The organism is Candidatus Jidaibacter acanthamoeba (assembly GCF_000815465.1).
GTDB lineage: Bacteria > Pseudomonadota > Alphaproteobacteria > Rickettsiales > Midichloriaceae > Jidaibacter > Jidaibacter acanthamoebae.
In genome coordinates, this window is the sequence record NZ_JSWE01000211.1 from 1 (window position 1) to 2,982 (window position 2,982).

General features: G+C 33.4%; 3 protein-coding genes. All 3 read left to right on the forward strand.

All coding sequences use genetic code 11. The annotated features are described in order from the left end of the window. Window positions 1–336 precede the first annotated feature (336 nt). The gene (locus tag NF27_RS11945; protein ID WP_275574599.1) at window positions 337–543 is read left to right on the forward strand and encodes an HU family DNA-binding protein; all 207 of its coding nucleotides are present in this window, start codon (window positions 337–339) and stop codon (window positions 541–543) included. 85 nt (window positions 544–628) lie between these two features. After that, entirely contained in the window at window positions 629–1,669 is a 1,041-nt protein-coding gene (locus tag NF27_RS10010) for an ankyrin repeat domain-containing protein (RefSeq protein WP_039454446.1), read from the forward strand. A 471-nt stretch (window positions 1,670–2,140) separates the two neighbouring features. Next, window positions 2,141–2,982: integrin alpha (locus NF27_RS13070; protein WP_039459167.1), on the forward strand; the 842-nt coding region annotated here is incomplete at its 3' end.

The following is a 2,982-nucleotide window of genomic DNA, read 5'->3' on the forward strand; positions in this document are numbered from 1 at the left end:
AAACAGCATATAATACCATCCGAGGTATTGAGACAATCAACATGTTATTCAAGGGGCAGCTTTATCACTTGCATAAGAGCTCACCTATAAATATTAAACACTTTATTGAGAGACAATTTAACTTGCCAACTCCTGCTTATATGTTCTAAAAAACCCCATAAAACTAGATAACTTCTTCATCCAATTCCATTCTTTGCAACGCTACCTTCCTTTAACCAAGCTATATTAAGCTCTATTTTTTACTAATAAAATAAATAAAATACTTAAGCAGGTTTAGTAGGTATATGGAAAATATTATATACAAGAAAGATATAGCAATATGGTTAAAGAGTTGATATATTCTTCAAAGAGATATCAACTGCTCTTATGTGTGGAGATAGAATAGAGTTAAGGGGGCTTGGTTCGATGGTGGTAAAGAAGAGAGCAGCAAGGATTGCCAAGAACCCGAGGAATGATCATAAGATAGAAGTAGGTGATAAGGGATCACTGAGCTTTAGGCCAAGCAAAGAGCTTATTAAAAGGTTTAATAAAGTTAGTAACTGATAAATACATACATATCTTAACTAGATTTTAGTGCTTAGTATATTGGGTTAATGGCATTTTAGAACATAATAAAAATAGATAAAGTATGATAGAAAAAAACACTCAATTTTATGAAGCAATAGAGAAGGGTGATAAACAAAAAGTTATAGAACTTATTAATGAAGATCCGACATTACTAGGATACACCATTGGAGACGGTACTTCTGCGATACATTGGGCAACCTATGAAGGGTACAATGAGATAATTGAGTTTCTAATAAGCAAAGGTGTGGATGTTAATGCAGAAACCGATGAAGGAGAAACTGCCCTACATATTGCTGCCTATGAAGGATATAATCAAACTGTAGAGTTATTATATAGGAATGGTGCAGTTTTTTCACCGTTAGAAGTATATGACAACTTACAAGAGGGAATAAAAGGAAATATTATTAAAGATGAAAAGTTAATAAAAATAATAAGGCATAATATGATAAGAAGGTTGGAAGAGCTTAGTCTAATTCAACTAAGCACCATAGGTGATAATACCGATAACATAATTACCAAAATTAAAGAAAGTATTAATTTTGGTAATAATCCTTTTATGGAATTAATTATAGATGCTCTTGTTATTAGTGATATAAAAATAGAGAATGATTGCATACAGAGTTATAATGTAGAAAATATATTTGATAATTTGTATAGTCAAAGTGCTTATAATTCGTATTATAAGTGCCTATATTTCTTTATTGAAAATGGTTTTAGGCTGAGTGATATTGTTTCTGTAGCTGAGCCTGCGCACGAAAATAAGCAAGATGTAAAAAAACAAAGGATTGAGAATCCGGCAATAGAACAAGAGGTGCGCATAAAAAGAAAGATTCCAAAACTTTTTGCTATTATAGCTCAGCATATAGCCAATGGCTCTATAAATGAATGTAGAGGGTATGCAAGTATATATCAAAGAATACAGGAAGATAATATAGCAGTAGGAGAAGTTATTGTTCCTATGGAAGTAAAGGAAAAGATTCTAGACTGTCTGGTTGATAGGAGAACTGATGCCACCTTTGAAGTACTGCCATCTAAGCAGGAAGCTAACTCATGGATTAGCAAAGCTTTGAAACAGGAATTTATAATCTTGCGTAGTAGTTAAAGTTTATGAACTAATATACAAATATTAAGTATTAATCTTTTGCAATGTTATCGGTAATTATGAGTAGTTAGTTACAGTAAAATACTTGATTGAAAATGAGGCAGATATAAAAAAACAGCCTGAGCTTTGGCCATCTTACAATTAAATATTTATTTCCTATATCAAAAATATTTAAATAACTTCTTACATATTTAAATTGGCATACTGTTTTTTATTTTTGCCTTACAAAATATAAGCTATCTTTTAACCGTATGGGATAAACCCTCATAGCCATAAAGGAAGAACAAGTTGATAACCAAGCGAGTAGCTATATTATTGTTATTTATTTTAATAATTAGTAGCATAAAATTAACAATAATAGTGTATTTAAGTAATATAAATATTTTATGGAATTATACTAGTATTCATTACTATTAGTAATAATTAATATGTGAATATGTAATTGGTAACTTTATTAATAAGAGGAATAATATGAGTTTTTCTAATCCCTTTAGTTTATCTGAATTAGACGGAAGCAACGGTTTTAAGATTAACGGGGCAGTAGTAGGTGGGAATGCAGGCCATGCAGTAAGCAGTGCAGGGGATATAAACGGCGATGGTATTGCGGATCTGATTATTGGCGCTGAAAGTGTTAATTACCCGGCAGGGGCTAGTTATGTAGTATTTGGAAGCAAAACTCCATTTGCCTCAAGTATTAACGTATCTGATCTGGATGGAAGCAATGGTTTTAGACTAAACGGGGCATCGGGTGATAATGCAGGCATTTCAGTAAGTAGAGCAGGGGATATAAACGGCGACGGCATCGATGATCTGATTATCGGTGCATATCGTGCTAATTCTAATGCAGGTGCAAGCTATGTAGTATTTGGAAGTAAAACCCCGTTTTCTTCAAGTATTAACTTATCCGGTTTGGATGGAAGCAATGGTTTCAAACTAAACGGGGCAGCTAGTGATAGTGCAGGTAATTCGGTAAGCAGTGCAGGGGATATAAACGGCGATGGTATTGATGATTTAATTATTGGTGCTCCTAACGGTAATTCTAATACAGGGGGTGGTTATGTAGTATTTGGAAGTAAAACCCCGTTTTCTTCAAGCATTAACTTATCCGGTTTGGATGGAAGCAACGGGTTCAAACTAAACGGGGAAGTATCGAGTAGCTTTTCAGGTAATTCAGTAAGCAGTGCAGGGGATATAAACGGCGACGGTATTGATGATTTAATTATTGGTGCCCCTTATGCTAATTCTCAGAAAGGAATAAGTTATGTAGTATTTGGAAGTAAAACCCCGTTTTCTTCAAGCATTAACTTATCCGG